This is a genomic window from Micavibrio sp. TMED2 (assembly GCA_002168225.1).
Lineage (GTDB): Bacteria > Pseudomonadota > Alphaproteobacteria > TMED2 > TMED2 > TMED2.
On sequence record NHBH01000009.1, the window covers coordinates 261,106 to 286,879 of the forward strand.

General features: G+C 61.2%; 19 protein-coding genes. 12 read left to right on the plus strand and 7 right to left on the minus strand.

What is annotated here, in order from left to right; genetic code table 11:
- Positions 1–12: 12 nt before the first annotated feature.
- From CBB62_12950 to CBB62_12970, 5 genes are all read right to left on the minus strand, one after another.
- Entirely contained in the window at positions 13–1,830 is a 1,818-nt protein-coding gene (locus tag CBB62_12950) for a hypothetical protein (GenBank protein ID OUT39304.1), read from the minus strand.
- A gap of 150 nt (positions 1,831–1,980) precedes the next feature.
- Positions 1,981–4,062 (minus strand): hypothetical protein, encoded by a 2,082-nt coding sequence (locus CBB62_12955; GenBank protein ID OUT39806.1) that lies wholly within the window; start codon positions 4,060–4,062, stop codon positions 1,981–1,983.
- Positions 4,063–4,088: 26 nt separating this feature from the next.
- Complete coding sequence (locus CBB62_12960; GenBank protein ID OUT39807.1) at positions 4,089–6,911, minus strand: hypothetical protein; 2,823 nt, start codon at positions 6,909–6,911, stop codon at positions 4,089–4,091.
- 12 nt (positions 6,912–6,923) lie between these two features.
- Complete coding sequence (locus CBB62_12965) at positions 6,924–7,907, minus strand: hypothetical protein (protein OUT39305.1); 984 nt, start codon at positions 7,905–7,907, stop codon at positions 6,924–6,926.
- Between the two features lie 57 nt (positions 7,908–7,964).
- Positions 7,965–8,948 carry an AAA family ATPase gene (locus CBB62_12970; protein ID OUT39808.1) on the minus strand — a complete coding sequence of 328 codons (984 nt, stop codon included), beginning with the start codon at positions 8,946–8,948 and terminating at the stop codon, positions 7,965–7,967.
- A 304-nt stretch (positions 8,949–9,252) separates the two neighbouring features.
- Between CBB62_12970 and CBB62_12975 the strand changes: the two genes are divergently transcribed.
- From CBB62_12975 to CBB62_12985, 3 genes are read left to right on the plus strand one after another with little or no spacing between them, the layout of a single operon-like run.
- A complete protein-coding gene (locus tag CBB62_12975; protein OUT39809.1) occupies positions 9,253–9,792 on the plus strand; it encodes a hypothetical protein in 540 nt (179 codons plus the stop codon).
- Between the two features lie 11 nt (positions 9,793–9,803).
- Complete coding sequence (locus CBB62_12980) at positions 9,804–10,391, plus strand: CoA pyrophosphatase (GenBank protein OUT39306.1); 588 nt, start codon at positions 9,804–9,806, stop codon at positions 10,389–10,391.
- Positions 10,392–10,399: 8 nt separating this feature from the next.
- Positions 10,400–10,798 (plus strand): hypothetical protein, encoded by a 399-nt coding sequence (locus CBB62_12985; protein ID OUT39307.1) that lies wholly within the window; start codon positions 10,400–10,402, stop codon positions 10,796–10,798.
- 6 nt (positions 10,799–10,804) lie between these two features.
- Here the strand turns inward: CBB62_12985 and CBB62_12990 are convergent, their stop codons facing one another.
- A complete protein-coding gene (locus CBB62_12990; protein ID OUT39308.1) occupies positions 10,805–11,644 on the minus strand; it encodes a hypothetical protein in 840 nt (279 codons plus the stop codon).
- A 198-nt stretch (positions 11,645–11,842) separates the two neighbouring features.
- On the opposite strand from CBB62_12990, the gene CBB62_12995 reads away from it, so the two are divergent.
- The 4 genes from CBB62_12995 to CBB62_13010 all read left to right on the plus strand — a co-directional run bounded on the left by CBB62_12995 (position 11,843) and on the right by CBB62_13010 (position 15,308).
- Positions 11,843–13,027 (plus strand): hypothetical protein, encoded by a 1,185-nt coding sequence (locus tag CBB62_12995; GenBank protein ID OUT39309.1) that lies wholly within the window; start codon positions 11,843–11,845, stop codon positions 13,025–13,027.
- A 109-nt stretch (positions 13,028–13,136) separates the two neighbouring features.
- Positions 13,137–13,544, plus strand: coding sequence for a PTS fructose transporter subunit IIA (locus CBB62_13000; protein OUT39310.1), 408 nt, complete (start codon positions 13,137–13,139; stop codon positions 13,542–13,544).
- On the plus strand, positions 13,544–13,828 hold the full coding sequence (locus CBB62_13005; protein ID OUT39311.1) for an HPr family phosphocarrier protein: 285 nt from the start codon (positions 13,544–13,546) through the stop codon (positions 13,826–13,828). Before CBB62_13000 ends, CBB62_13005 begins: the two co-directional genes overlap by 1 nt.
- Positions 13,829–13,997: 169 nt before the next feature.
- Complete coding sequence (locus CBB62_13010; GenBank protein OUT39810.1) at positions 13,998–15,308, plus strand: adenosylhomocysteinase; 1,311 nt, start codon at positions 13,998–14,000, stop codon at positions 15,306–15,308.
- 47 nt (positions 15,309–15,355) lie between these two features.
- Here the strand turns inward: CBB62_13010 and CBB62_13015 are convergent, their stop codons facing one another.
- Complete coding sequence (locus CBB62_13015) at positions 15,356–16,393, minus strand: ferredoxin--NADP(+) reductase (GenBank protein OUT39312.1); 1,038 nt, start codon at positions 16,391–16,393, stop codon at positions 15,356–15,358.
- A gap of 138 nt (positions 16,394–16,531) precedes the next feature.
- On the opposite strand from CBB62_13015, the gene CBB62_13020 reads away from it, so the two are divergent.
- The 5 genes from CBB62_13020 (at position 16,532) to CBB62_13040 (ending at position 25,690) form a co-directional block, all read left to right on the plus strand.
- Positions 16,532–17,020, plus strand: a complete 489-nt coding sequence (locus CBB62_13020) for a tRNA (adenosine(37)-N6)-threonylcarbamoyltransferase complex ATPase subunit type 1 TsaE (GenBank protein ID OUT39313.1) — start codon at positions 16,532–16,534, stop codon at positions 17,018–17,020.
- Positions 17,017–18,147 (plus strand): hypothetical protein, encoded by a 1,131-nt coding sequence (locus CBB62_13025; GenBank protein ID OUT39314.1) that lies wholly within the window; start codon positions 17,017–17,019, stop codon positions 18,145–18,147. Before CBB62_13020 ends, CBB62_13025 begins: the two co-directional genes overlap by 4 nt.
- A 102-nt stretch (positions 18,148–18,249) precedes the next feature.
- A complete protein-coding gene (locus CBB62_13030; protein ID OUT39811.1) occupies positions 18,250–19,020 on the plus strand; it encodes a hypothetical protein in 771 nt (256 codons plus the stop codon).
- Positions 18,993–22,115, plus strand: coding sequence for a double-strand break repair protein AddB (locus CBB62_13035; protein ID OUT39315.1), 3,123 nt, complete (start codon positions 18,993–18,995; stop codon positions 22,113–22,115). The genes CBB62_13030 and CBB62_13035 overlap by 28 nt, the downstream gene beginning before the upstream one ends.
- Entirely contained in the window at positions 22,082–25,690 is a 3,609-nt protein-coding gene (locus CBB62_13040; GenBank protein ID OUT39316.1) for a double-strand break repair helicase AddA, read from the plus strand. Before CBB62_13035 ends, CBB62_13040 begins: the two co-directional genes overlap by 34 nt.
- The last annotated feature ends 84 nt before the right edge of the window (positions 25,691–25,774 follow it).

Genomic DNA, 25,774 nt, shown 5'->3' on the forward strand with positions numbered 1-25,774 from the left:
CGAAAGGGGCTATCAGGACGCAGTTTCCGGGGTGCGTTCGCTGGCGGGCACGATGCAGTCGGGCGGGAAGACAAGGCACATGCGCGTGCCGTGTTCCAGCTTGCTGAAAATCTCCAGCTTGCCGCCATGGAGTTCCATCAGGGATTTGGTCAGCGGCACGCCGAGACCGGTGCCCTGTTCGGTACGGCGCAGGGTATCCTCAACCTGCCCGAACGGGCGCAGGACCGCTTCGATATCCTTGGGCGCAATGCCAATGCCGGTGTCGGTGACGACCAGCAGCAGGTCATCGCCCTGACGCTTGGCTTCCATCGTGATCTTGCCGCCGGGGGCGGTGGACTTGATGGCATTGGCAAGCAGGTTGAGCAGCATCTGGTGCACCGCACGGGCATCGGCCATGAGCGCTGGCAGGTCGTCCTCGATCTCGACCAGAACCTCGAGTTCGGCATTGCGAACCTTTTCCTGCAGGATGCGCAGGGCCGATTGCAGGGAGCGGCCGGGATCGATCTTCTCCGGCATCAGGGTCATCTGTCCGGCCTCGATCTTGGACAGGTCGAGAATATCGTTGATGACCGCGAGCAGGTGGTTGCCGCTCTCCTTGATCACGGTTGCGTATTCTACATACTCTTCCTTGAGGTCGCCGAACTGCTGGCTCTTGATGCCTTCGGCAAAGCCGAGGATGGCGTTTAGTGGCGTGCGTAGCTCATGACTCATCAGGGCGAGGAACTGCGATTTCGCCTGGTTGGCGCGTTCGGCCTCGTTCTTCGCTTCACGCAGGACGATCTCTTCGCGCTTCAGATTGGTAATGTCGATGAAGCTGGTGATATAGCCGCCATCGGGCATCCGTGCTTCCTGAACCTGCAGCCAGCGTCCATCATGGAGAGCGACTTCCCATGTGCCTTGCGGCTTGTTGTGCTGGGCAAGACGCTGGTCGACATCCAGCACGGGTTTGGTGGTGCCGCCATTCTCTTCCGTATGACCGAGCGATAACCAGGCGGGGGATGACTTGATGATCTCGATGAACGGCGTGCCGATCTGCCATTTGCTCCGCAATTCGGGGAACAGCAACACGGCATGGTGGTTCCAGATCACCAGCCGATCCTCACCATCGAACAGCGCCACCGCCGATGGGATATGCTCAATCGCGGAACGGGTGCGCGCCTCTAGCATGCTGACTTCCGATTGCAGCGCTGCCTGCCGTGTCGCATCGACGAAAGATTTCTGCATGCTCCGGCTGTTGCTGTTGCCGAAGAACAGGAGTGCGACGGTAAAGAAGGTGAGCATGACCCCCATGCTGAACTCGGTCGGTCCGTCCGCCGTGGCGAAGGTCATGAGGGTTACTGTCAGCTGTGCTGTCAGGGTCCAGGCATAGAGGCTGGGCAGATAGGCGCTGGTAATGCCGACAGCGGCGGCTGAGAAACCACCGATAATGAAGATCAGCAGCATGCGTCCCGGCAGCTCAAGCGTCGGCATGAAGACGATTACTGCGATGGCCCAGACCACACCACCAGCGATCGGTCCCATCAGGGCATGGCGCTGCCACCAGGCGAGGGTGTGGTTCTCGATGCCGTTATGGCGATACATGAAATAATGCTGGGCGCGATAGCCGAGCATGGCGGTATGCAGGCATAGCCAGCCGACAATCAGCGTGTTGTCAAAGCTGCCGAGCAACGCGTAAACCGCCAGCAAAGACCCGGCAAACAGTCCGAGCAGAACCAGCGGCAACCCACGATAATAGGTTTGCAGACGCCATTCATCCAGCCGTTGCTCGGTGGTCTTGCGTTCGCCCTCAAAGGCATGGGCGGTATCGGCTATGTGAATGAATGACGCCATGGTCTCTGGTTGTTTCTGGCGATAATATCAGCCGTCAGGGCCTTGTTCTTACTGATCAGTTGCTATCGGTATGACATGACATGCCGCAACTACCAAGTTTTAGCTGCCTGAATTTGCACCATAGTTGCAGACATGTGCTACCGGGTGGCGCTATCGGGATTCACGCCACCAACCGGCGAGCAGCAACAACAGGGTCAGCCCGAGCAGCACCAGAGCGGGCAGTAGCGGGGCGTCAGTGACAGCGATGACCCGGTAGTTGTTGTTGTCACGCAGGCCGAGCCAGTTGCCACCGGCATAATTGTCGCTGTTTGCAACGTGGCGGATGGCCGGGGCCGGCAAACTCTCCAGCCGTTTGGCGGCACCACCGGTGGCGGCCATGATCGGTTCCAGCTTTTCAGCGCCGGAGCGCAAATCCGACAGTTCCTTCGGGTTGATCCGTCCGGCCAGGGCAACCGCGCTCAGATCACCATCGGTGACCCGGTACAGGCCGGGACTGTCGGCGGTCAGCGTGGCGCGTCCGACGCCGTTATCCAGCGTGTTCATGGTGACCGTTTCGCGCGTGCCATCAGGGCGGGTCACGGTCACGGTCTCCGGGATATCGCCAAGACTGTGGCGTTCGACGACCAGTTGGTCATCCTCGACCACGGCGCTCAGGGTTTCCTCCTCCAGCGCCGGTTCCTTCATCAGCCAGTGGGCGAGGCGTCGAAGCAGTTCGGCCTGCGGGCCGCCACCCTCGAAGCCACGATCCCAGAGCCAGATATGATCGCTCAGCAACTGGGCAACCCGGCCCTCGCCGACCCGTTGCATGACCAGCAGCGGCATCTGGTTTTGATCGGTCATCAACACCTGTCCGTCGCTGACCCGGCTTTCGATCAGGCGGAACCAGCGGCCCCATTCCCCGGCGGTCAGGCTGTCATGGCCGAGATTGCTGGTTACCGGATGGCGGTTGCCGAGATCGGTTACCTGTGGCCGGAACGGGGCGGTATCGATCTCGCCATTCGGGCTTGCGGGCAGAACCTGACCCAGAGGCGAGCGATGCAGGGAGAGCGGGGTTGCCGCACTCGGTCCCTCCGCGCTCAGCAGCGCGCCGCCATTGCGGACATAATCGGCAATATTCTCGAGATAGATACGCGGCAACACGCCCCGACGCTGGTAGCGGTCGAAGATCACCAGATCAAACTCGTTCAGCTTGATCTCGAACAGTTCGCGGATCGGGAAGGCGATCAGGGACAGTTCGCGGATCGGTGTGCCGTCCTGTTTTTCCGGTGGCCGCAGAATGGTGAAGTGGACGAGGTCGACCGAGGGATCGGCCTTCAGCAGGTTGCGCCATGTGCGTTCGCCCGGATGCGGCTCGCCGGAGACCAGCAGCACCCGCAGGCGGTCGCGAACACCGTTGACCACGATCACCGCGCGGTTGTTCTCGGTGCTGATCTCTCCCGGCTGGCGCTCGACGCTCAGCTCGACCACATTCGGGCCGCCATGATCGATGGTGAAGCTCAGATCCTGTGGCGTGCCGGTCTCGACGGTGAAGTTGATCGGTTCGTCATCATTCTTGCGTGCGGTGACTCGGACCGGCTGGCGATCCATCTCGTCGCCGGGCAGATCCTCGACTTTGATGGTAACCGTTACCTGCTTATCGACAAGGCCAAAGCCGGGTGCCTGTACCACGGTCAGCCGTCGGTCGGTTTCAGACTCTTCACCGGTCAGCAGGGTATGGATCGGGCCGAGATCATCCCATGCCGCAAGATCGGTCGGCACATCATGCACCTGCCCGTCGGTCAGCAGCAGGATACCGGCGATCCGACGCCGGGGCAGATCGCCCAGCGCCTGTTCGATGGCACCGAACAGCTGGGTTTCATCGATACGACCGGTATTGCCCGGTCCGGGAACCGTGATCTCGCGTAGCTCTAGTCCTTCGATATCGCCGATGGTGGCGCGCAGATGGGCGCGGGCGGCTTCAAGTTGCTCCTGTCGGAGCGGGCGTTGCTGGCTCGGGCTGTTGTCATAGACCAGCAGGGCGATATCCGGGATCGGTGCCCGTTGCTCTCGGATCAGTGACGGGTTGGCGAGTGCCAGCAGCAGCAGGCTCATCAGGGCAAAACGCCAGAGCGTGCCGCGCAGTCGTCCAACCAACCCGGTAGCGGTCAGGGCAAGAATGGCCAGCCCCAGGCAGATGATCGCCCACCATGGCAGGATCGGTGACCAGATAACCGAGGTTACCGCATCAATCATCGCCGTATCTGTAGCACTGCTCGCGGTCATTGGCCAAGGCGCTCCAGAATATAGGGGACATGGACCTGATCGGCCTTGTAGTTGCCGGTCAGGGCGTACATCACCATGTTGACGCCGAAGCGATAGGCCAGTTCACGCTGGCGTTCGCCACCGGGAACCACCGGCAGCATCGGGCGGTTGTCGGGTCCGACAGCCCATGCGGCAGCCCAGTCATGGGCACCGATCATGACCGATGAAACACCGTCATTGCGGCGCTCATCGGTGCGCTCGACCCAGACCTCGCCACCGGCATAGCGACCGGGGAAAATCTGCAGCAGATAGAATGATCGGGTCATCACATGCTGCGGATTGATCGGCTGCAGCGGTGGCATGTCCAGATTACGGGTCAACTCACGCAGGCGCTGGACGCCGGGGCCACCCTGTTCGAGGCCACCTTCGAGCTTGTCCCGGGTATCGAACACAATCATACCGCCATGGCGCATATACTGGTTCAGGCGTTCCACGGTCTCACTGCCGAGATCAGCTTGCACCTCGGTAATCGGCCAGTACAGGAGCGGGAACAGCGCAAGATCATCACGGTCGATATCGACGCCGATAGCGCCCTCGACCTCGGCGGCGGTCCGGCGACGCAGGATACCGGCGAGGCCATCCAGCCCGGCATGGCTGATTTCATCGACCCGGCGATCACCGGTCAGCACATAGCCCAGATAGGTGCCTGAAGTGACCTTCATCGCCCGCTCTTCATCAAGGGTCAGCGCCTGTGCCTGCGCGCCATGGGTGGCGACTGCGGACAGCACCAGCGCGATGCCGATCCCGGCAGCGCGGGTCGGACGCCAGCGATTGCTGATTTCATCCATCCGGCCACTGAGGCCACCGCTCATCCACTGGGCCAGCATCCAGTCGACCAGACCGATCATCAGGGCTGCAAACAGCAGCCATGGGAACAGGGCGGTTTGGGGTGAAATGCTCAGGCTTTCAAGGCGCATACCGGACGGGACCGTATCGAGGGGCGTCAGTTCGGGCAGACGGGCAGAGAGATTGAGGGCACGGCGCGTTGCCTCGCGACCATATATCCCCGGCGGGTGGTGCGGATCAATCTCGGTATCCTCGAAGCTGGCCAGATGCAGCGGCTGCACGATCGGGCCCGGCTCGGTCAGGGTACCGAACCCGTCAACCGAGCGGATCGGCGCGAGATTGGCCGGGGCCTCATTCTCTGCCGACTGGCCGGGGGCAACCCCGGCGCTGAGTGGCATCAGTCGATGCAGCATCTCGACGAACAGCCCGCTGAGGGCGAGGTTTGACCAGCTTGGGCTGGCGGTGGTGTGGAACAGGACGAGATAGCCCTTGCCTCGTGCTTCCGCCGTGACCAGTGGTGTGCCATCGGCAAGTCGCGCCCAGCTTCGCTCGTTCAAATCAAGTTCCGGCTCGGCCAGTATCTGGCGTTCGATGGTGACATCATCGGGGATGGTCAGACCGGCAAACGGGCTGTTATCGGCAAAGGGCGCGAGCTTGACCGGCTCGGTCCATGACAGGGCACCGCCGAGGGCGCGATCACCCTGTCGGATGCGGACCGGCAGCAGGCTGTCGCCGCCGCTGGCATTGGCCAGTTGCGGTCCGGCAAAGCGGATCAGCAGGCCGCCATCGCGGATCCATGTGTCGAGACGGTCGATGCTGTCCGGTGTCAGGGTACCGATATCCGCCATGACCAGAACCGACAGCGGTTGCTGGATCAGGTTTTCCAGCGTGCCGCCCCGCACCTCGGCGAAGGGCTCGAATGCTTGGCGCAGATAGTGCAGCTGATCGAGCAGCGGCTGGGCGCTGCGGTCATCGCCACCGGCGATCAGCCCGACCGGACGGCGGACAAAGCGATCATCGAGCAGTACCCGTGAGGCGGCATGATTGGCATTGATGATGCGTACTTGCCGGATATCGCTGCGCAGTTCAGTTGGTACGTCGAGTTCCAGCCGCATATCCTTGATACCGGTTTCCATGATCACGGTCTGGTCCCCGAGCAGGCGGTCATCGCTGCCGAGCGTCTGCACCCGGACCGGCAGGGCGACATCATCAATGACGCGCTCCAGTGTCACCGCGAGCATGTTGCTGTCACCATCGTTTATCGGATCGTCCAGCGCATTGTCACTTGGCGGGCGGATGACCACGGGCAGGCTGTTGTCACCGGCACGGACCATAATGACATCGCCGAGATTGGCTATCAGTCGGAGTGCCGCGCGTTCGGCGGGCATGGTTCTGGCGAGACCATCGGACAGCCAGTAAATCGTCGGGGTTGCCATGTTGCTCTGGGCGGTGATCCAGTCACTGACCCGGTCGATGGCGACCGGCAGATCATCGCGCCATGGCTGTGGCCGCAGACCGGCCAGCCGTTCGCGGGCCTGCGTAGCGGTGAAGGGGCCGAGAATATCAATCGGGTCGCCATTGGCCGGTGCTGCACTGGTAACCAGCAGCACCTCGCGGTCATCAATGCCGGGGCGGTTCAGCAGGGCATCGATTTTGGCCATACGGTCGGACCAGTTCGGGGCACTGGCCCAGCCATTATCCACCACCATGATGATCGGCCCGGCACCCGGCAGCGGATCGCGCGGGTTCAGGGTCGGCTGGGATGCGGCAAGGATCAGCAGGGCGGCAAACACCATGCGCAGCAACAAAAGCCAGAGCGGCAGGCGCGACGGCGTCTGCTCATTGGGCAGCAGGTCACGCAGCAGCAGCAGGTTCGGAAACCGGATCAGGCGCGGGCGGGGCGGCAGCAGGCGCAATATCCACCACAGGGCAGGCAGCGCCAGCAGCCCGGTCAGAACCCAGGGCGTGCCGAATGCCAATGTGCCACCAAACATGCTGAACATGGGCTAGAAACCTCTCCCCTGATCGCTCAACTGGGTGTAGAGCGCCATCAGGCATGTTTCCGGTGGCTGGTCGGTGTGGTGCGTGGTCATGTCCCATCCGGCATTGCGGACCAGTGCCTGTAACCCGGCGCGGTGCTGGATCATCCGCTCGGCATAGACCTCGCTGATATTCTCTACCCGCGGGATCAGCAGGCGGTCGCCGCTCTCCAGATCCTTGAACCGGGTACGACCGCGATAAGGCAGGTTCTCCTCTGCCGGGTCGGTGACCTGAACCAGATGGCCGCGCACGCCCATATTGACCAGCGGACCGATCACATCGGCAATGTCCTGCAAGGGCGAGATGAAGTCACCGAACCAGATCACCTGCGAATGCCGTGGCAGGGGATGGGTCGGGGGCAGGTTGCCATAGGGATTATCCTCGTCCCGCTCATGATCCTCGGCCCCGTCGGGCGGGATTAGGGCATTGGCGATCTGGATCAGCCCGGCGCGGCCATTGGCCGGGCGGGTCCGGTCAATCCGGCTCATCAGGGCAATACGTTCATCCTGTCGGATCAGCAGGCTGGCGGTAGCCAGCAGCAGCAGCATCGAGCGGGTCCGTTTGGTCGGCAGGTTCTTCGATGAACGGAATACCATCGAGGCCGAACGGTCGGCCCAGAGATAGGCGGTCTGGGATGCTTCCCATTCCGCATCGCGGACATAGAGACGCTCGCCCTTGGCCGATTGCCGCCAGTCGATGCGGTCACGACCGTCATGCTGCTCATAGTCACGGAACTGCCAGAAGGTTTCACCGGCCCCGGCCCGTCGGCGACCGTGCAGACCCTGCCGAACCGTTTCCGCAATCCGCTGGGCATCCAGCAGCAGCGGGGGTAATGGCTCTGCCGTTGCCGCTGCCCGGTTCAGCAGACGCCGTCCGGCCGGAAGCGATGCCCGGTTGGCATTGCCTTGGGCGGCTTTACCCTGTGGTGTCTGTGGCGTGGGTTGCGACATAGGTGTTGTTTTGCCTGAAGCTTTCCGTTGATGTCCGGTGGGCGCTGACGGATGCGTTTACAGCACGGTGGTCAGCATGCGCTCGATAACATCATCAAGCTCGAGACCATCGGCACGGGCACCGAAATTCAGGGCCATGCGGTGCTGCAGGATCGGGCGGGCCAGATCGCGGACGTCATCAAGCGATGGTGACAGCCGTCCTTCGAGCAATGCCTTGGCGCGACAGGCCAGCATCATCGCCTGTGCCGCACGCGGGCCGGGCCCCCAGGCAACATGCTTGGTGACTTCGGCGAGGCTGCTGTCTTCCGGGCGTCCGATGCGCACCAGATCGAGGATTGCCTCAACCACCTGTTCACCGACCGGCAGGGCGCGCACCACATGGCGGGCCATCATCAGATCCTGTTCCGACAGGACCGAGGCCGCCTGTTGAACATCGGTACCGGTGGTGGCGAGCAGCATGGCGCGCTCGGCCTCACGGTCGGGATAATCCACGGTGATCTGCATCAGGAAACGGTCGAGCTGGGCTTCCGGCAGTGGATAGGTGCCTTCCTGCTCAAGCGGGTTCTGGGTGGCCAGTACATAGAATGGCTGCGGCAGGGCATGGGTGTGGCCTGCGACCGAGACGCTGTTTTCCTGCATCGCCTGCAGCAGGGCGGATTGAGTGCGCGGGCTGGCGCGGTTGATCTCGTCGGCCATCAGCAACTGGGTGAAGATCGGCCCCTCGATAAAGCGGAAGGCGCGTTTACCAGCCTTGCCCTCATCGAGCACTTCGGAACCGAGAATGTCAGCGGGCATCAGATCAGGCGTACACTGGATGCGTTTGTAATCGAGGCCAAGAACCGAACCAAGGGTTTCAACCAGCCGTGTTTTCGCCAGACCGGGCACGCCGAGCAGCAGGATGTGACCACCAGCCAGAATGCTGATCAGGCTGAGGTCGACGACCTGACGCTGACCAAAAATAACCGTGCCGATCTGGTCTCGCGCCTGTCCCAGCACCTCGCCGAGCCGTTCGGCCTCGGCTGCAATGGCTGCGGCCTCCATCGGCTTGGGCGGTGTGGCGGTTTTGGTGCCTGCAGGGGCATGTGCTGCGGTTGGCAGAAAGGGGTGCGTTTCAGTCAGTCGTCCGGTGATCAAGGCCATGCGTCTGATGTTCCGAGTGGTTTGGAAATAATATTCAATTCAGAAACATATCTAGCCTAGCACTATGTCGGGTCTATGGCAGCATCCGTAAACGACATTGTGAGCATGTTTCTGATAATCCATATAGGGGTAATCATATTGAAGCCCATAGGGGACTTTGGACGAAACAATGACGCAGGGCAGTGATGAGGAATTCAAGCCGGGCATGATCCCGCGCGATTATCAGATGCGCATTGCCCGTGATGGCACATGGTTTCATCAGAGCGACCCGATCCGGCGGCATCGGCTGGTAAAACTGTTCTCGACCGTGTTGAGCCGCCGTGATGATGGTCAATACTGGCTCAAGACACCTGCTGAACAGGGGATCATTGAGGTCGAGGACGCGCCCTTCGTCGTACAGGCGATGCGGGTTGAGAATGCCGGTCGCGAGGATCAGACAATTCATTTTATCACCAATCTCGACCATGATCTGACACTGTCTGTCGACACGCCTCTGGTCATGCGCCCCAGTCCGGTGACCGGTGAGGTGACGCCCTATGTCGAGATGCCGCGTGGTCTATCGGCCCGTCTTGGCCGTACGGTATTTTATGAGCTAGTGGATCATGCGGTTGCCCGCAGCAGTACGGATGATGTTGCCGAGCTGGGCGTGGTCAGTGACGGTGTGTTTTTCTCTCTCGGACAGGTATCTGATGATGATATTCCGACAGAGATGGCAACCGATAGCAGCGCCGCGATAAGGAAGTGATACGCACAGATATGCCGCTGACTGATACGCAACTTCGCTCCCTTCTCGCCGATTATCGGCCCCGGCCATTGGCGGGCGATGCGTCGCTTGTGGAGATGCGCCCGGCCGGTGTGCTGATGCCCCTGATCGCGCGCGGTGCCAATGGCGACTGGCATGTGCTGCTGACCCAGCGCACCAGCCATCTGACCCATCATGCCGGACAGATCAGCCTGCCGGGTGGCAAGGTCGAGCCGGGCGATGCCGATGCGGTTGCCGCTGCCCTGCGTGAGGCGGAAGAGGAAGTTGCCCTGATGCGGGACCGGGTGGAGCTGATCGGTCAGTTGGATGACTACCGGACCGTCACCAATTACCGGATTACGCCAGTTGTCGGCCTCGTGCGCGATCCCGGTGAATTGCGGGCCGATCCGTCCGAGGTCGAGGATATTTTCGAGGTGCCGCTGGCGTTTTTCATGTCGCCCGGCAACTTCGAGCGCCATGATCATGTGGTGGATGGTCGGCAACGGTCATTCTATGCTGTGCCCTATAACGGTCGTTTTATTTGGGGGGCGACCGCCGCGATGCTAAAGAATTTGTCTCAGGTACTATCGGCCAGCAGTTAAGGGTTCTCATGTCAGCTATATCGAAACGGGTGTTTGGCCGGATTGTCAGCACTTATGTACTTGGCGCCCTTGCGCTCGCCGCCTTTGCCCTGATACCGCCCGTTTCTGTACAGGCCCAGATGCCGCCACCGCCAACCTACAGCGCGCCGCAGTTCAAATATGACTGCCAGCAGAGCGGTGGCGCAGAGCGTGAGCGCTGTATTACCTATCTCGGCGGTATTCTCGATCTGCAGCGGCATATCAAACGTGCCGGATTTGATGGCGCGCTGTTCTGCCCGCCCCTGTTCGTCAGTGCCGATCAGGCGCGGATAGCCTATCTGAAATGGACCGATCGCAACCCGTATCTGGTTGTTGGACCGCCGATTGTGTCGATCGTTCAGGCATTTCAGGAAGCCTATCAGTGCTGATCCGCTTCAGCTGCGGTTTTGCTCCAGCGCTGCGGCAACGGCTGCGGTCTGTGCCGGAACCGATATCGGCAGTTCCGATGTTACCTCGATAGAGCGGTCATTGAGGGCGGGTGACAGCTTGCCGCCGCCATGATCCTTCAGCATCTGGTCGCGGGCCATGAGCAGGCAGGCGATTTGTGGCTGGAACAGCCGGATCATCTCGGTCATCCACTGGTTGACGATGAAATTCGGCTGGCCATGGCTGATTTCGAAGGCATCAATCTGCGGGATCAGTTCCGCCGCCGGGCACCATGTCTCGCCGGTCACCCAGCGATTTGTCGTGAACAGCCGGTTCGGCAGGCCGAAAGCATCGATGCCGAGGGCAACCAGATGGGCAATGCCGGTACCGTCCTCGCGCTGGGCTGGTGCGGCGACCGCATGACCGCGTGCGGCGGATACCGGCTCGAACCGGATCATGCCGCCCTCGGGATCCTTCAGGCGCTGGAAACAGTGGAAGTGCCCGGTTTCGCCGATGTCCCGATGGTCGGTATGGCCATTACCTCCATCATCCTCTTCCTCGCCATGGAGGTGAAAGAAGAACTGGCTGCCGCTGGTGTTGTCGACCACATCATTTGCCGGAATATGGTCCCATGCCGTTGGTTGCATGGCATCGGCGAGCATGCTGGTGATCACCGTATCGCCGGAGCGGTGCAGGATATCGTGCCATCTGAGGATTTCCTGTCCGGCCCGCGCCATGCGCTCCAGCCGCGTTACCGGCAGATGGCTCAGATCGAGCGCGCCGGGTTGCAGTTGTGAGAGGCTGTCTGTGGTGTTGTGTCCGATCGATGTTTTCAGCGTTGTTGCCATGTGGTCGCCAAACCCCGAGCATTGCGCACCAGAACTGTGCATTAAATATCATACCGCAGCCGTAAAACGGCTCCTGCCATGATGGTACATTAGAATGGTTGAGCATAGTTGCGTTGATATAAGTCAACCATGTGCGGAAAATAACAAGCGGCTCGTCGTCTCGTGATCAGGCATCTGCAGATAGAACCACCCGACTGGATGCGTGATGAACGCGCCAGAAAGCTGTTTGCCGTCTTCGCGGCAGCCGGTGCCGATCTGCGCTTTGTCGGCGGCTGTGTCCGTGATGCCGTTATGAAGCTCGAACCCGGCGATCTCGACCTCGCAACGGATATGTTGCCCGAGGCGGTGATGGCCACGCTGAGTGACGCCGGTATCAGGACCATTCCGACCGGGATCGAACATGGCACGGTAACGGCACTCCTCGATGAACGCCGGTATGAGATCACCACCCTGCGCCGGGATGTGGCGACCGATGGCCGCCGGGCGACGGTGGCGTTTTCCACCTCATGGGCCGAGGACGCCGCGCGCCGGGACTTCACGATCAATGCCCTGAACGCCACGTCTGACGGTCTGGTCGAGGATTTGACCGATGGCCTCGCCGACCTTGAACACCATCATGTGCGGTTTATCGGTGAGCCGGAACAGCGCATCCGTGAAGATGTGCTGCGCATTCTCCGCTTCTTCCGGTTTCATGGCCGTTTCGGTGGTGCCGAACCAGATAGTGACGCGCTCGCCGCCTGTACGGCGCTGGCGCATCTGATATCGCAGCTGTCCGCCGAACGCATCCGCGATGAGCTGTTGCGCATTCTGGTGATTGACCGGGTCATGGCGATGCTCGAGTTGATGCAGGATGCCGGGGTGCTGGCTCATTGCCTGCCGGTGCCTGCCGATCTGTCGCGTCTGGCCCGATCCATAGAGGTTGCGGGCTTTCCAACGGATGATGCCTTGCTGGCTTTGCGTCTGCTCCTGCCGGATGATCCGGCGGTGCTGAAAGCGGCGGCAGACCGTTTGCGCCTCTCGAACCGGGAAATGCGTCGCCTGCATCAGAGCGCCGAACCGTTGCCTCCCGGCCTGTCGGCGCAGGAACTGGCGCTTGCCATCTATCGTGACGGGCAAGAGGCGGTGCGTGATCGTTTCTGGCTGGCGGCGGCCAGCCTGCCGGATGATGAACGGCAACGCATCCTCGGCGTGATCGATGGCTACAGCCCGCGGCAACTGCCGGTTTCCGGTCATGATCTGATGGCGCTCGGCATGGAAGCGGGGCCGGGGATAAAGCAGGTGCTGCACAGCCTTGAAGACTGGTGGTTCGCACATGATTGCCCGGATGATCAGGCGCGGGTACTCGACCATGCAAAGGTCTTGGTTGCCGAGGCTTCCGGGTAACGCTGACGGTGCTCACCTGTGACATGATGGTTTTAACGCCTTGGCGCTTTGTTCAACCCGCTTTACCTTATGCCGGGTGTAATGAGGCATCAAACACGGGTGATGGCCGATGATTGGACTGGTAATTGTTACCCATGGGCGTCTGGCGGATGAGTTGATCGCCGCACTCGAACATGTGGTCGGTGCACAGCAAGCCATTAAGGGGATCAATATTGGTCCCGAGGACAATATGGAACTTCGGCGTCAGGATATTATCGATGCCGTGACCGATGCGGATCAGGGGCAGGGGGTTATCGTCTGTACCGATATGTTCGGTGGCACCCCGTCCAATCTGGCGATTTCTATCATGGACAAGGGGCCGATCGAGGTCATCGCCGGGGTCAATCTGCCGATGCTGGTCAAACTCGCCAGCGTGCGCGGCGACCAGCCGTTGAAAAAGGCGGTTGCCGCCGGTTGCGAGGCTGCCCGTAAATACATCAGTGTCGCCTCGACCCTGCTGCAGGATGCCAATCGATAATGTCTGAAACCCGTGAAATGCGGCGCGTTGTGACCATTTGCAACGAGCGTGGCCTGCATGCGCGTGCGGCCGCAAAATTTGTCCGTACCGTTGAGGAATATGACGCCGAAGTCGTCGTCTGGAAGGGCGATACCGATGTTATCGGCAGTTCCATCATGGGCTTGCTGATGCTGGCCGCCGGGCCGGGCACCGAACTGGAGCTGGTCGCCAGCGGCAAGGATGGGGCGGCACTGCTCGACGCCATCGAAACACTGGTCAATGACCGGTTCCACGAGGAAGTCTAGACGCTCGCTCCTAGGGCCGGTCTGCAACCCGCACGCTCCCGGTTTGATTTCCTGACATTTTGGCTTTGCCCACGCGGTCAGACCGCCTATGTATAGCGCCACGCGATGGCCGAGGCCGTCCGATCACATGAAATCGACCATAACCGAAGAGCGATACCCGCCCATGTCCATGTCAGCCGCAGCGCCAGCGAATTTTTCCGACTACAAGGTCAAAGACTTCAGCCTTGCCGATTATGGCCGGCGCGAGATTGCCATTGCCGAAACCGAAATGCCCGGCCTGATGGCGGTGCGTGAGGAGTTCGGCGCGTCCAAGCCGCTGCAGGGTGCCCGCATCACCGGCTGTCTGCACATGACCATCCAGACCGCCGTGCTGATCGAGACCCTGGTTGAACTCGGTGCCGAGGTGCGCTGGTCTTCCTGTAATATCTTCTCGACCCAGGATCATGCCGCTGCTGCTATCGCTGCTGCCGGTATCCCGGTCTTTGCCTGGAAGGGCATGAGCGAGGAAGAATACTGGTGGGCGGTCGAACAGACCATCAGCGGCCCTGATGGCTGGCGTCCGAACCTGCTGCTCGATGATGGCGGCGATCTGACCATCCTGATGCACGACAAGTATCCACAACTGCTGGAAGACGTGCTCGGTGTTTCCGAGGAAACCACCACCGGCGTGCACCGCCTCTATGAAATGGCGAAGGCCGGTACCCTCAAGGTACCTGCGATCAACGTCAATGACAGCGTGACCAAGTCCAAATTCGACAACCTCTATGGCTGCCGCGAGAGCCTCGTTGACGGCATCCGCCGGGCAACTGACGTGATGATGGCTGGCAAGGTCGCCGTGGTTGCCGGTTTCGGTGATGTGGGTAAAGGCTCTGCCGCCAGCCTGCGCAATGCCGGTGCCCGCGTCATGGTCACTGAAATCGATCCGATCTGCGCCCTGCAGGCCGCCATGGAAGGCTATGAAGTCGTCACCATGGAAGACGCCGCCCCGCGCGCCGATATCTTCGTTACCGCCACCGGTAACAAGGACATCATCACTATCGATCATATGCGTGAGATGAAGGACCGGGCGATTGTCTGCAACATCGGCCACTTCGATAACGAGATTCAGGTCGGTGCTCTGTCCAACATGGTCTGGGAAGAGGTCAAGCCGCAGGTTGATGAGGTCATCTTCCCTGACGGCAAGCGCCTGATCGTTCTCGCCAAGGGGCGCCTCGTGAACCTCGGTTGCGCCACTGGTCACCCGAGCTTCGTGATGAGTGCATCCTTCACCAATCAGGTGCTGGCGCAGATCGAGCTCTGGCAGCATCATGATAAATACGAGCGCAAGGTCTATGTCCTGCCGAAACACCTCGATGAGAAGGTTGCCAGCCTGCACCTCGCCAAGATCGGTGCCAAGCTGACCAAGCTGACCGAAGAACAGGCCCAGTATCTCGGCGTACCAGAATTCGGCCCGTTCAAGGCGGATCAGTATCGCTACTAAGCGATAACCGTTCTCTGACAACAGCAATCAAGGGGCTGTTGGGCGCATTATGCAGCGCCCGGCAGCCCCTTTGTTGTTGAGTATTCGAAATGCAGGGCCTTGTCCGGGAAGACGTATGAATGTGCCTTGTGCGCGGCGGTGGCGGCCTCGCCGAAGCCGTTGACGATCAGTTTCAGCTTGCCCGGATAGGTCGCCACATCGCCGATGGCGAAGATGCCCTCAAGATCGGTCTCGCAGGTGCTCTGGTCGATTTTGATATGGCTGCGGTCAAAGCTCAGGCCCCATTCCTTGAGCGGGCCGAGATCGGTGGACAGGCCGAAGAATGGCAGCAGGATATCGGCCGGAATATGCTTTTCCTCGCCTTCCATCGACTGCACGATTACCGATTGCAGTTGACCATTCTTGCCCTCCAGCCCATGCAGCTGGAACGGAGTGACGAGGTCGAGGCGGTCGTCGTCCGCCAGCCGCTCCATCTTGGCGACGCTGTCGGGCATGGCCCGGAACTTTGCCCGGCGGTGGACGATCGAAATGCGGGCTGCTACTTCCTGCAGTGACAAAGCCCAGTCGATAGCACTGTCGCCGCCACCGGCAATGACGATGCGGCGCCCGGCGAAATCCTCGCGCCGACGCACGGCGTAGAATACTGAGCTGCCCTCATAATCCTCGATGCCGTCGAGCGGTGGTCGGTTCGGGCCGAAAGCACCGGCTCCGGCGGCGATAATGATCGCCTTGGCGCTGACGGTCAGGCCCTTGCCGGTGGTGACGGTCCAGCCGGTATCGGTCTTCTCAAGCCCCGTTACTTGCTGGCCGAGGTGGTATTCCGGGTGGAACGGTGCCGATTGCTGTTCCAGCCGGGCGATCAGATGGGCCGACTCAATATTCGGAAAGCCGGCAACGTCATAGATCGGCTTTTCCGGGTAAAGCGCCGTGCATTGGCCGCCAATATCGTCGAGCGCATCAATCACCACGGTTTTCATGCCGAGCATGCCGCATTGGAAGATGGCGTAGAGGCCAACCGGCCCCGCGCCGATGATAATGACGTCGGTGTTTTTGCTCTCTGTCATGATGGGTGCCTGTTCGCTCATCGCCTGTTCTTTGCTCCCCTGCTGCTGCACGGCATTGTTGTTAGCCGGTGACCGTGTCAGATTGTTGGCGTATTCGTGACGTTTCGCCTGACCGGCCTTTTATGTTTGCCGGGCGCAACCTACGCTATCTGTCTCATTATGCAAAAAACATCTGGCACAATGTCTCTCCCCGGCGAGACGGCAACCATGTCATTCGGTACTGCACTGGCGGAAAGCCTGCAGCCTGGCGACATAATCCTGCTCGACGGGCCGGTGGGGGCGGGCAAGACGACACTGGCCCGTGCGCTGATCAGGGCACTGACCCATCCCGAACAGGATGTGCCGAGCCCGACCTTTACCCTCGTCCAGACCTACCAGACCGGTGAGGGGCATGATCTGCTGCACTATGACCTTTATCGCCTTGAGGAGCCGGAAGAGCTGATTGAGCTTGGCTGGGACGAGGTTGGCAGCGACCGGACCATTGCCCTGATCGAATGGCCGAACCGGATTGGCGAGATGCCTGTGGGTAATGTGTTGCATCTGCAGATAGATACAGGTGAAAATAATCTCGAACGGCAACTGTATTTGCATGGTTACGGCGACTGGGGTAACCGAATGGATGACTTGTTGCAGAAACTGTCGTCATAATAGCGCCAGTCATAAGGGCAGGAACATTGGATCAGGACGATCAGCAAATCGCTGAAGCAACCACTGAATCGGCTGAAACCGATCGCTCAGTGCTGGCTGAGGCCTTTGTCGACAAATACGGCTGGTCCGAGGCCGAGCGCGCGCTGCTGCCGAGCGATGCGTCAGAGAAGACGCTGGTCCGCCTGACCGATAACGCGGTCGATCCGCCCAGCCAGGCGATTTTCATGGACTGGCCAGCCTCACCGGTTGTGCTCAACCAGTTCGTGCGGATTCATGAATTGCTGCGCAATCTCGGCATCACCACGCCGGAACTGATGGCCCGTGACCTCGAAAACGGCTTCATGCTGGTCGAGGATTTCGGCGATGACGTGTTTTCCAAGCTGATTGATGGTGGTCAGGATCCGAAACCGCTCCTGACCCGCGCGACCAAGCTGCTGATCGCCCTGCATAAACGCTTCGACGCGCCGATGGGGCGTGGTCTCAAGACCTATGATGCCGCGACATTTGCGGATCAGGCTGCCCTGTTCATGGATGCCTACATGCGCGGGGCCGACCTGCTGCCCGAGGATCCGATGGAGTTGCAGGAACTGGTCGAGATTTTCCTGCAGGTCTGGGAAGCAGCCCTGCAACCGGCCTGTGAGATGCCGAATTCGCTGATCCTGCGGGATTACATCGTTGATAACCTGATGCTGCTCGAGGTGCCGGATGATCCGGCGGCGGAGCTTGGCGATAACAGCCTGCGCCGGATCGGGGTGCTTGATTTTCAGGATGGCGGTATCGGTCCCGGTATCTATGACCTCGTCTCACTGCTCGAGGACGTACGGCGCGATGTATCGCCGGACCTCGTACGCATGATGTGTCAGGGCTATCTCAAATCCTTCCCCGACATTGATCCGGCAAAGTTCCAGACCGCCTATAATATCCTCAAGGCCCAGCGCCTGACGCGCATTCTCGGCGTCTTTGCCCGGCTCGCCATCGATGAGGGCGATGATCGCTATATGCAGCACCTGCCGCGCTGCTGGAAGCTGCTCGAAGAGGTGCTGGAGGCAGAGCCAGAACTCGACGGCGTGCGGGCATGGTTCGATCGGAATATCCCGAGCGAATTCCGCGCAGGCCTCGTTGCGTGATTACCTTCACGGGCCTGATCTGGTATTGATGGCCTGATTTCCCGTTCCGAGATATCCGAGGCTGCCCTCATGGTTGCCAGTTCCACCACCGATAACCCCGTTATGCCCGGAATTGCCATGCCTAAGGTTACCATGCCACGGGTTGCCATGATCATGGCGGCCGGGCGCGGTGAGCGGATGCGCCATCTGACCGATGACACGCCGAAACCCATGCTTGAGGTTGCCGGTCGCCCGCTGATCGACTGGGTCATTGCCCGGCTGGTCGAGAACGGTATCGAGCGAATTGTCGTCAATACCTGTTATCTCGGAGACCGGATCATCAATCACCTGAGCAAGCGCGATGAGGCGGAATTTGTGCTGGTGCCCGAGGAAGAGCGGCTCGAGACCGGCGGCGGTGTCTATAACGCCCGCGCGCATCTGGGCGACGAGCCGTTCTTTGTCATCAATGCCGACACCCTCTGGCTCGACGGACCCAGCCCGCTGCTGCGGCGGCTGGCCGAACTCTGGCAGCCCGAGCATATGGATGCGCTGCTGATGGTCCAGCCATCGGTGCGGGTTCATGGCGATTATGAAGGTGATGGCGACTTCAATCTGGAGCCGGATGGCAAGCTGTCCCGCCGGATCGAGGGTGGTATAGCACCCTTTGTTTATGGCGGTGTGCAGCTGGTCAGCCCGTCCATCCTCGCCGACCCGCCCGCCAAAGCCTTCTCGTTCAACAAATACTGGGATCGGTCGATTGAACAGGGGCGGCTCTATGGTATGCCCCATGACGGTGTCTGGTTCCATGTGGGGACACCGGAAGGCCTCGACTTCGCCGATGAGCAGCTGCACCCTGAACGGGCGCGCTGGATCGACCCGCTGCATATGGTTTGAGTGGCCGGGTTGTGAGTGATCAAGCATCAGATGCGGCCGCCATTTGGCCAGATGACTGGCCTTCCGGGCTTTATACCCTGCCGCCGACCCAGCCTCTCTTGACCACGCTCGCCCATGGGCTGACCTATCGCTGTCGCCATGATCCGCTGGCGCTGGCCCGGATCACCATCATGCTGCCGACCCGGCGTGCCTGTCGGGCCATGCGTTCGGCATTTCTGGAGGCGCATCAGCATTTCCGCGCGCTGCAACCGGGCGATGATGGGCGCGAGCAGTCAATCCTGCTGCCGATCCTGCGCCCGATTGGCGATGTGGATGAGGATGAGCTGATCCTGACCAGCGACGATCCGGGGCTGGAACCGCTGGCACCGCCGATCGGTGGTCTTGAGCGGCAGTTGCGCTTGTCGCGGGCGATTATGGCGGCGGCCCCGGCGGATGAAAAGCCGACGCCGGAGCGAGCGATTGATCTCGCCGCCGAACTTGCCCGCCTGCTTGACCAACTCGACATCGAGGGCGTTCCGTTTGAGGCGCTGGCCGGGCTGGTTCCTGATGATTACGCCCATCACTGGCAGGAAGTGCTCCAGTTCCTCGACATTCTCGGCGAGCATTGGCCGGGTGTTCTGGCCGAACGCGGGGCGACCGATCCCGGCAAGTATCGCGACCGGTGGTTGCGCCGGGCGGCGGATTTCATGGCCAGCCAGCGACCGACCGATCCGGTCATCATTGCCGGGTCCACCGGGTCGATCCCGGCGACATCCGCCCTGATGCGAGCCGTACTCGACTTGCCGCGCGGCACAGTGCTGTTGCCGGGTTTTGATCGCCGCATTGTCGGTGAAACCCTGCCCGAGAGCCATGCCCAGTATCAGTTGCTGAAGCTGGTCAATGAGCTGGGCGCGACGCCTGAAGATTGGCCCGCACCGTGGCCCGATAGCGCGTTGGATGCCAAGGCAGCGCATCATCGTCAGGTGCTGATTGATGTGCTGACCGGCATTGATCCGGGCATGGATGCCGATCCTGCGGTGATGGATCAGGTCACGCCGGTAACCTGCAGCGGGCCGGAGCATGAGGCAATGGTCGCGGCCCTTGCCATGCGCGAAGTGCTGGAGCCCGATACCCCGGCCAATACCGCTATGCTGGTCACGCCCGACCGCAATATCGCCAACCGGGTCGCCGCCGTGCTCGGGCGTTATGGCATCACCGTCAATGACAGTGCCGGACAGGCGCTGGCCGATACCCCGGTCGGCATCTGGCTGCGGCTGACGGCGGTGCTGGTCGCCAACCGGTTCGGGCCGCGTGATCTGCTCAGTGTGTTCAAGCATCCGCTGGCCGCCCTTGGCCGCAACCCGGCTGAGTGTCGGGAGAATATCCGCCTGCTGGAAATGCTGGTGCTGCGCGGTCCGCGCCCGGCGCCGGGTATCGAGGGGCTGAAACTGGCGCTGGATGCCCGCCGCCATGATGAGGAACGACCGCCGGATATACGGCTGCTGGCCCGTGCCGATGGTTTTGTCGCCGATCTGGAGGCCGTACTTGAACCGGTTCTGGCACTGGCGGCGGCGGAGACGGGCCATCACAGCCTGAAAACCCTGATCACCACCCATATCCGGCTGGCCGAGCAACTGGCCGCCGTGCCGGATATGGCGGGTGCCTACCGGTTATGGGTCGATGAGGCGGGTGAAATGGCAGCCTCCTTCATCAATGATCTGCTGCTGGCCGGTGACGGCTTCCCGCCGATGGCAGCCCATCACTATGCCGATTTTCTTGCCAGCCTGATGGCGACACGGGTGGTGCGTCCGAAGAATGCCGCGCATCCACGCCTGACCATTCTCGGCCTGCTTGAGGCGCGGCTGGTTGAGGCTGATCGGGTCATTCTGGCCGGGTTGAACGAGGGCACATGGCCGCCGGAACCGAGCGCCGATCCATGGCTCTCGCGTCCGATGCGCAAGCGTCTTGGTCTGCCGACACCGGAACGGCGGCTGGGCCAGACCGCCCATGACTTCGCCGCAGCACTCGGCGCGCCCGAGGTATTTCTGCTGCGGGCTGGCAAGCAGGGCGGGGCACCGACCATTCCGGCGCGCTGGATGCAGTATCTCGATGTGATGTTCCAGCGCTGGCGCGATGCCGATCAGCACAAGGCTGATAACGGGTTCAGCCGGATGCTGCGCCGTACAAGCAATTACCAGCGCTGGGCGGTCATGCTCGACGAGCCGGATGCCGTGGTACCGATTGACGAGCCGGCCCCGACACCGGCTGAGGCTGATCGACCGACCTCTCTGTCCGTAACCGATGTCGAATTGCTGATGCGCAATCCTTACGGTTTCTATGCCCGGCATGTGCTGAAGCTGCGGGCGCTGGATGACCTCGAACTTGATCCAGGCGCGGCGGAGCGTGGTTCCTTCATCCACAAGGCGCTGGACCGGTTCACCAAACAGTTTCCGGACCGCCTGCCGCCCGATGCGGTGGAGCAGTTGATTGCCATTGGTGACGAGGTGTTTGCCGACGTGGCCGACCGTCCCGAGGTCCATGCCTTCTGGTGGGCGCGGTTTATCCGCATTGCCAACTGGTTTGTCGGTCATGAGACCGAGCGGCGTGAAGCCGGATGGCGACCACGTGCCATGGAGGTACAGGGCAAGACGGTATTTCCATTATCGACCGGTGACATAACATTACGCGGACGCGCCGACCGCATTGACCGTGCCATCACCGACAACGCGCTGTCCGTTATCGACTACAAAACCGGATCGGTGCCGGACCGGAAGGATGTGTGCCGTGGCCTGTCACCGCAACTGGCGGTGGAGGCATTGATCGTTGCCGATGGCGGTTTCGAGGAGGTTGACGCGCAGCAGGCTGCCAGCCTCGAATATATCCGGCTGAGCGGGACGAGCACGCCCGGTGAGGTCAAGGCCTATACGGGTGATGAGGCTGAGGCGCTGATTACCTATGCCAATCAGGGGCTGAATGAATTGCTGAAGGCCTTCGCGGCGGCGGATATGCCCTATCTGGCCTCGCCGCGCCCCGATCTGGCACCCCGCTATGATGATTATCGCCATCTCGCCCGCTACGATGAATGGGCACCCGGCCTGCTGGAGGGGCAATCATGAGCCCGGACAGCACCAATACCAATCCGCCGCTTGATGCCAGTGTGGTGCAGCGTCACGCTGCCGATCCCCATGCGAGCGTCTGGGTGAATGCCTCTGCCGGTACCGGCAAGACCAAGGTGCTGACCGACCGCATCCTGCGACTGCTGCTCGCTGGTGTGCGCCCGACACGGATACTGGCCCTGACCTTCACCAAGGCAGGGGCTGCAGAAATGTCGATCCGTATGCAGCAGCGGCTCGGTGGCTGGATGGTGGCCGATGATGCCAGGCTGGATGCCCAGCTGCGCGACCTGCTCGGCGCGGATGGCTACCCAACTGCTGATCTCGCCTTGCGCAGTCAGGCGCGCAGTCTGTTCGCTGCTGTGCTGGAAGCCCCGGGCGGCTTGCAGATCCAGACATTGCATTCCTTCTGTACCGGACTGCTGCGCCGGTTCCCGGTTGAGGCGGGGGTGGCCCCCGGCTTCCGGCTGATCGAGGAGGATGCGGCCCATACCACGCTCAATCAGGCCCGTGATTATGTCCTGAATGGACGCAGTGATGATCAGGCGGTGGGGGAGGCGCTCGACTACCTGACCGCGCTGCTCGATGCCGATCGGTTTTCCAAGAATATGAACGCCTTGATCGAGGAGCGTGGACGGCTCGCACGTGAGTTGCGCCGGGCCGGGTCGGTAACGGCGCTACAGCAGGAAATTTACGATCTTTTTGGTCTGACTGTCGGACAGAGTGAGCGCGAAATACGCCTTGCTGCCTGCACCGATCCGGCAATAGATGAAGCCGGTTTGCGTCAGGCGCTGTCAGACTTTGCGAATAATCCCAAGGCCAAAGCGACAGAGAAAAAGCACGTGCCGGCGATGGAAGCTTTTCTTGCTGCTGAACCGGAAAAGCGTCTCGCCCTGCTTGATGATTATCTCGGGGTTTTCTTCATCAAGAGCGGGGCACAGAAAGCTGATAAATCGATGGTCACCGCGGCGTTCAAAGAGCATCTGCCGATCATGCGTGCTGAAGCCGAGCGTCTGGAAGCGTGGCGTGAGCGGTGGATGGGGACGAGGATTGCCGAGGCGAGTTGCCATTTCCTGACTGTGGGTGAGGCGATCCTTCGGCGCTATCAGCAGTTGAAACAGCATCTGGGTTATCTCGATTTCAGTGACCTGATCCTGATCAGCCGTGACCTGTTGCGCAGTACCGGCAAGGCGGCGTGGGTGCTTTACAAGCTGGATGAAGGGTTGGATCACCTGCTGATTGACGAGGCACAGGATACCAATCCCGAGCAATGGGATATTGTGCAGACCATTGCCGATGAATTCTTCTCCGGCATGGGGGTGGCCGAGGGACGGGAAGGGCCGGACGGGCATCTGATCCCGCCGCGTAGCCTGTTCGTGGTCGGTGACGAAAAGCAGTCGATCTACAGCTTCCAGCGGGCCAGCCCGGAAACCTTCAAATCCATGCGCACCACCTTTGCCCGGCAGGTCGAGGAAGCCCAGCGTCCATGGCGTCCGCTGCAACTATCCCATTCCTTCCGTACCTCGCCACCGGTCCTGCAACTGGTCGATAAGGTCTTTGCCGATGACATCGCTGCTGCCGGTGTACGTCCCGATGATGGCGCAGGCGTACAGCACTTTTCCTCCCGTGCCGGTCATGCCGGTCGGATCATCCTCTGGCAGCCCGAGCCGCGCTTCGAGGGCGATGAACAGCCGGAGAGCGTGAAAGACCCGCAGCCATGGGAATTGCCGCCACTGAGCCGCGTCGATCAACGCTCGGCCCGACAGCGGCTGGCCGAACGGATAGCCGGACAGATACGGGAGTGGCTCGATCAGAAGACGCTGCTGGAGCCCTATAACCGCCCGATCAGGTCCGGCGATATCATGGTGCTGGTGCGTAGCCGCTCAGCCTTCATCCCTGCGCTGGTCAGGGCATTGCAGGCGCGCAATATCCCGGTGGCCGGTGCTGACCGGATGGTGCTGCCGGAACAGCTGGCCGTGCGTGATCTGCTGGCGCTGGCGGAGTTTTTGCTGTTGCCCGAGGATGATCTGACGCTGGCCTGTGTGCTGAAATCGCCATTGATCGGGTTGGATGAGGCGCAACTGGCCGAGCTTGCCATCGGTCGGCAGGGTACCCTGTGGCGCAGTCTGCAGAGCCATGCCGAGGCGTATACGCCTTTCGGAGCGGTTGCGCGCTATCTGGCCCATTGGCTCGGACGCGTGGATTTCATGAGCCCGTATCAGCTGTTCGCCGGGGTCTTGGCGGCATCCTGTCCGGCCCTGCCGGATGGCACCGGGCGACGGGCGATTCTCGGGCGGCTCGGCGTTGATGCGGCGGAACCGATTGACGAGTTTCTGGACCGCTGTCTGGCATTCGAGCGCGAGCGACCGGGTGTCATGCAGCAGTTCCTCGACTGGCTGATGACCGGCGCGCCGGAGATCAAGCGGGATCAGGAGAGCGGGCACGACCAGATACGCATCATGACCGTGCATGGCTCCAAGGGGCTGCAGGCGCCGATTGTCATTCTACCGGATACCACCCAGCCGCCGAATGCGCCGGGTTCCCAGCCGCTCTGGCCGGTTGAGTTGGCCCATTCCGGTGCACCGCTGTTTGCAGGCAGTACAGATGATTATGCCGGTGCCGCGCAGGAGAGATACGATCAGATAAAGGTCAGGCAGAACGAGGAATATAACCGGTTGCTCTATGTCGCCATGACCCGAGCGGCGGACTGGCTGCTGGTTTGTGGCTGGCAGCACGGGAACGGCAAGAACCTGCCGGAAAAGAGCTGGTATGAGCGGATCAAGGCCGGTTTCGAGGCACTGGCGGAAACTGACCAGGTCACCAAAACCGGCGAGGGTGATAGCGCGATATGGGAGTTTGCCTCCGTTCAGAGTGCCGCGCCAAAACCCGATGCCCGCCCGTTTGATGATGGCGACCCGCTGGATGCGCTGCCCGATTGGGCGACACGGCTTGCCGCGATGGAGCAGGTGCGGGAACTGGCGCTGACCCCGTCCGGTGGCGGTGAGGATGAAACCCATGCCCAGCCCGCAGCAGCATCACCCATCGGTGCAGATGACAGTGTGAATGCCGCGCTGGCCCGTGGTCGCTTGGTTCATACCCTGCTGCAATGGCTGCCCGCCGCACCGATTGCCGTGCGGGCGAAGCGGTTGACGGAATACCTCGCCAAGCCGGTCCATGATCTCGATGCAGCGGCACAGGCAGCGCTGACCGGTGAAGTGCTGGCCATCCTCGACCATCCCGATTATGCGCCGCTGTTCGGGCCTGACAGCCGGGCCGAGGTGTCAGTGACGGGGGAGATCGTGCAGGCGGATGGCACGCGGGTATCGGTCAATGGCCAGATCGACCGTCTGGTTGTGCTGTCGGACCGGGTGCTGATTGTTGACTACAAGACGAATCGCCCCCCGCCAACCACGATTGAGGCGGTGCCGCCAGCCTATCTCCGCCAGCTTGCCATGTATCGGCTGCTGGTACAGCGGCTCTACCCGGAAAAGCCGGTGGAAACGGCGCTTTTGTGGACAATAGACAGCCGGATCATGGCGATTCCGGCACCGGTTCTGGATCAATATTCCGTGTTTTGAGGTGGTCAGGGAACGCTTGGTTCTTGTACCCGACAGCATGATTCCCCACCTTAATGGGCAAGCGCAGGGTTCTTGACCCTGCAG

What these genes read in the sequence shown, in the direction of transcription:
- CBB62_12950 (OUT39304.1), bottom strand. Translation starts at nt 1,830, where the DNA reads ATGGCGTCATTCATTCACATAGCCGATACCGCCCATGCCTTTGAGGGC.
- CBB62_12955 (OUT39806.1), bottom strand. Translation starts at nt 4,062, where the DNA reads ATGATTGATGCGGTAACCTCGGTTATCTGGTCACCGATCCTGCCATGG.
- CBB62_12960 (OUT39807.1), bottom strand. Translation starts at nt 6,911, where the DNA reads ATGTTTGGTGGCACATTGGCATTCGGCACGCCCTGGGTTCTGACCGGG.
- CBB62_12965 (OUT39305.1), bottom strand. Translation starts at nt 7,907, where the DNA reads ATGTCGCAACCCACGCCACAGACACCACAGGGTAAAGCCGCCCAAGGC.
- CBB62_12970 (OUT39808.1), bottom strand. Translation starts at nt 8,948, where the DNA reads ATGGAGGCCGCAGCCATTGCAGCCGAGGCCGAACGGCTCGGCGAGGTG.
- CBB62_12975 (OUT39809.1), top strand. Translation starts at nt 9,253, where the DNA reads ATGATCCCGCGCGATTATCAGATGCGCATTGCCCGTGATGGCACATGG.
- CBB62_12980 (OUT39306.1), top strand. Translation starts at nt 9,804, where the DNA reads ATGCCGCTGACTGATACGCAACTTCGCTCCCTTCTCGCCGATTATCGG.
- CBB62_12985 (OUT39307.1), top strand. Translation starts at nt 10,400, where the DNA reads ATGTCAGCTATATCGAAACGGGTGTTTGGCCGGATTGTCAGCACTTAT.
- CBB62_12990 (OUT39308.1), bottom strand. Translation starts at nt 11,644, where the DNA reads ATGGCAACAACGCTGAAAACATCGATCGGACACAACACCACAGACAGC.
- CBB62_12995 (OUT39309.1), top strand. Translation starts at nt 11,843, where the DNA reads ATGCGTGATGAACGCGCCAGAAAGCTGTTTGCCGTCTTCGCGGCAGCC.
- CBB62_13000 (OUT39310.1), top strand. Translation starts at nt 13,137, where the DNA reads ATGATTGGACTGGTAATTGTTACCCATGGGCGTCTGGCGGATGAGTTG.
- CBB62_13005 (OUT39311.1), top strand. Translation starts at nt 13,544, where the DNA reads ATGTCTGAAACCCGTGAAATGCGGCGCGTTGTGACCATTTGCAACGAG.
- CBB62_13010 (OUT39810.1), top strand. Translation starts at nt 13,998, where the DNA reads ATGTCAGCCGCAGCGCCAGCGAATTTTTCCGACTACAAGGTCAAAGAC.
- CBB62_13015 (OUT39312.1), bottom strand. Translation starts at nt 16,393, where the DNA reads ATGAGCGAACAGGCACCCATCATGACAGAGAGCAAAAACACCGACGTC.
- CBB62_13020 (OUT39313.1), top strand. Translation starts at nt 16,532, where the DNA reads ATGCAAAAAACATCTGGCACAATGTCTCTCCCCGGCGAGACGGCAACC.
- CBB62_13030 (OUT39811.1), top strand. Translation starts at nt 18,250, where the DNA reads ATGCCCGGAATTGCCATGCCTAAGGTTACCATGCCACGGGTTGCCATG.
- CBB62_13040 (OUT39316.1), top strand. Translation starts at nt 22,082, where the DNA reads ATGGGCACCCGGCCTGCTGGAGGGGCAATCATGAGCCCGGACAGCACC.